At 63.7% G+C, this 2,665-nt stretch carries 4 protein-coding genes and 1 pseudogene; 2 read left to right on the forward strand and 3 right to left on the reverse strand.

What is annotated here, in order from left to right; translation table 11 throughout:
- A pseudogene (locus tag V7D81_RS23375) lies at window positions 1-168 on the reverse strand (transposase); the annotation flags it as partial.
- Here V7D81_RS23375 and V7D81_RS23075 point away from each other — a divergent pair.
- Window positions 127-375 carry a hypothetical protein gene (locus V7D81_RS23075; protein ID WP_324320753.1) on the forward strand — a complete coding sequence of 83 codons (249 nt, stop codon included), beginning with the start codon at window positions 127-129 and terminating at the stop codon, window positions 373-375. The pseudogene V7D81_RS23375 and the gene V7D81_RS23075 overlap by 42 nt on opposite strands.
- Before the next feature lie 76 nt (window positions 376-451).
- Entirely contained in the window at window positions 452-643 is a 192-nt protein-coding gene (locus V7D81_RS23080; protein WP_324320747.1) for a hypothetical protein, read from the forward strand.
- Window positions 644-686: 43 nt separating this feature from the next.
- Here the strand turns inward: V7D81_RS23080 and V7D81_RS23085 are convergent, their stop codons facing one another.
- A complete protein-coding gene (locus V7D81_RS23085) occupies window positions 687-1,487 on the reverse strand; it encodes a nucleotidyl transferase AbiEii/AbiGii toxin family protein (RefSeq protein WP_324320749.1) in 801 nt (266 codons plus the stop codon).
- Window positions 1,488-1,528: 41 nt separating this feature from the next.
- Window positions 1,529-2,371: a type IV toxin-antitoxin system AbiEi family antitoxin domain-containing protein gene (locus V7D81_RS23090; protein ID WP_324320752.1), complete on the reverse strand. Its 843-nt coding sequence runs from the start codon at window positions 2,369-2,371 to the stop codon at window positions 1,529-1,531.
- Window positions 2,372-2,665 lie beyond the last annotated feature (294 nt).

Genomic DNA, 2,665 nt, shown 5'->3' on the forward strand with positions numbered 1-2,665 from the left:
CAGGCGCTGCGTCGATACGGACGGACGGCTCACGTAGCGGCATAACCGTTCCAGCTTGGCGCGCTGATGCGGTTCGATCGCCACCCCGGCGTGCAATAAAAATCCGCCCGCGGTGGCAGCAGAGCGATGATCGTCCGTCTCCGGCCTCGCCGGCAGGGTCTGCAACGTGGCCCGCCGCACACCGACACCGTGCAGCGCAGCGCCGATGAGATCTGGGCCGAGTGGTACGAACCGCTGCTCTCGTTCATCGACGACAACCGCGCCCTGATCGGCGCCTTCGCCTACATCAATGCGCGCTGGGACGATCAGCCGATGTGGGGGCGCCGTATGCCAGCGGCTACTGGGGCGATTCGCGCATCCAGGACCTGTGGTTGACTGAAGTGCGCCGCGCCCCGTGGCTGCACGGCAGTCCGACGCTATTCGATACGCTCACTGCTTCGCGAGGGCCCTGATGACTCACGCCGCCGTCGATTACCGCGAGGCCGCCCGCCGCACCATCACGCTCGCAGCCGTCGTCGCGCTCGGCGGATTTCTCTTCGGCCTCGATGCCTCGGTCATCTCCGGGGTCATCGGCTTCATCACGCCGGAGTTCGGACTCGGTGGAAGTGGCACTGGCACGGCAGTTGGTGCACTGAGTTTGTGACATCCCTCTCGCGGCCCCTTCGGGGGCCGCTTTTTTCTGTGCTTCAACCATCGGCTTTCGGTAGACCGGCGGCCCGAAGTGTGCGCAACACGTCCCGGAAGACACCATCGAACGGAGGCAAATCGGTCATCTGATGGGCGAGCCTGGTCGTCCAGAGGCGCCGCAGCCGATCTTCCTTGGCAGCGATCACCTGCTCGATGCCCGCGGCGGGGCGTTGCCGATGCGCGAGTTTGGCGTCGAGTTCGGCATGCAGTTCCGCGATGCGCAGTTCGGTGGCGTCCAGCAGATACCAAAGGTCATACAGATCACGCGGCTCATTGCGCGCGCGATCACTCAGGGCGAGCAGTTTCTCGATCACGATCTCTTCGAGAGCGTAGACCTTGACGGTCGGCCCTTCCGGCAGGTCGTCGAACCCGTCGTAGGTACGGTGGATCGTGCGATCGACCAGCGGAAAGCACAGCACTTCGTCGATCGTGATATCTACCTTCACGTCGTTGGCCGCGGGCAGCGGTCCCTGGTAGTGCAGGTAGAAGGTATGACTGTTCTGGTGGCCGTGGCGGTCTTCGCGATCGAAGGCGATCCGCAGCCCACAGGCGTTTTCGATCACAGCGAAGATGTCGTTCAGACCGGCCAGAATCTCGTCGAAGGTGATCGGGCGAATCAGGGTGAAGTCCAGATCCTCCGAGAATCGGTAGTCCGCGAACCAGCAGCGCCGCAGTGCCGTGCCACCCTTGAACGCGAGCACGTCGCGCAGCGGATGGCCGGCCAATCCGGTCAGGAACCAGGCCAGCACATAGTCGCGCTCGATGACGGCCTCGGGGATGCGCCGACCGCCGGCGTTCACCAGCCTGTTCGAGATCAGGGACAGGTTGCGTTGGGGAATCATCAGCCGAGCCTCACTGCGTCGAGTTCTTCGGGAGTCACGTTGAGTTGCAGGCGCCAGCGCGCGACGAACGGGCCTTCGGCCGGTAACAGGGGGTCGAAACGCTGGTAGGTCGCGGTCAGCATGCCGCGCAGCGATTCCAGCGTCGTCGCGTCCGCCAGGCCGTAGTGCTCCAGCAGGTAGCCGAGGCGGCGCACGACCGCGCCCACGTCGAGGCGGCGCACGTACTCCACCAGGCGTGGCATGTCGAGTTCGGCACGCTTCATCCACAGGCCCTTGGCGACCTCAGTGATGCCGCCGACGAATGCCGGGTGCCGCAGACCGTCGAGGATCGTGCGCTCGATGTCGCTGATCATCACGAAGCGTTCCTTGTCGACCCAGTGCTTCGTCACGCCGAAGACTCGCTCGGGGGTGACGTGAACGAAGTGAAAGTCATAGCCGCCCACCGTTTGCGGGCGCACCCGCCGTGTGCAGGAGACGTACACGGTGAAGTTCGGCTGGGTCACCATGCGATGCAGCTCGAAGGCGGTGCCGTGCGACAGGAAATACGCAGCCTCGCCCACGAGTTCGCGCGCGATCAGATAGGGGCTGTCGACATGCTCGGTGGCCCGTCCCAGCTCGAACGGCACGAGGTTGTACAGACCTGGCTTGAGCCGGGTCACCAAACCCCGCTGCCGGGCCTTGTGGACCAGCTTGCGGGCCGCGATCGGCGACAACCCCGTGATCGCGCACACGTCCGCCACGGTGAACGTGGTCTTGCGCAACTCGTGCAGTTCCGTGATGAGCTGCGCCGACCGCGGTCCGAGGGTCTTCGCATGATGTTTCTCGCTCAAAACGAGCCTCATGAGGGGATGAATTGAGAACGAAATATAGCATCAATCATATTACATGGCTAATACATCCCTCATGAGGGGATGAAACGAGTGAATGATATGACTGCCGTCCTGGCGGTCGAGCCGCGGAGGCGCGCAGCATTTTCGCGCTACGTATCGTCCAGCGTCACGGAGCGCGAACCGACCGCCGTCGGTCAGCCGAGGAGGGTCGCACCGATACCTCGGGCATTCATCCAAGAAATCGGTCGACCCGGCGGATAGGAATTTCAATCCACCTGCCCGATTCGCATCGCGGGTCTTCTGTTG

Origin of the sequence: Povalibacter sp., from assembly GCF_036735925.1 — a bacterium.
In the GTDB taxonomy this organism is placed as follows: domain Bacteria; phylum Pseudomonadota; class Gammaproteobacteria; order Steroidobacterales; family Steroidobacteraceae; genus Steroidobacter.

Excerpts from the sequence above, each read along its gene's own strand:
- V7D81_RS23075 (WP_324320753.1), top strand. The coding sequence starts at position 127 with ATGATCGTCCGTCTCCGGCCTCGCCGGCAGGGTCTGCAACGTGGCCCG.
- V7D81_RS23080 (WP_324320747.1), top strand. The coding sequence starts at position 452 with ATGACTCACGCCGCCGTCGATTACCGCGAGGCCGCCCGCCGCACCATC.
- V7D81_RS23090 (WP_324320752.1), bottom strand. The coding sequence starts at position 2,371 with ATGAGGCTCGTTTTGAGCGAGAAACATCATGCGAAGACCCTCGGACCG.